The organism is Vallitalea sediminicola, assembly GCF_054408565.1.
Genome location: NZ_BTPT01000329.1, coordinates 1 through 224 on the forward strand (window position 1 = coordinate 1; position 224 = coordinate 224).

The window sequence follows — 224 nt, forward strand, 5'->3', positions numbered from 1 at the left end:
TATTAATTTAACATCAAGAGCTTCGTTTGAAACACCTAATCTATCCGATAATAAATAAGAAAGAATAATTATATCAGCTAAGATATCAATATTTTCATTATTGCCACCTGTATTACCTTCAGCCATGTTTGAAAACAGAGCAGATACATTTGACAGCAGCTGACTTTTTAACCTTTCAATAATCCTTATAGTCTTAGTAATATCAAAATCCCCTTTATATATAG

General features: G+C 29.0%; 1 protein-coding gene. It reads right to left on the minus strand.

Going from position 1 to position 224, the window contains the following annotated elements:
* The coding region (locus ACX6CF_RS26930) for a MazG-like family protein (protein WP_458788451.1) at positions 1-224 on the minus strand (224 nt) is incomplete at both ends.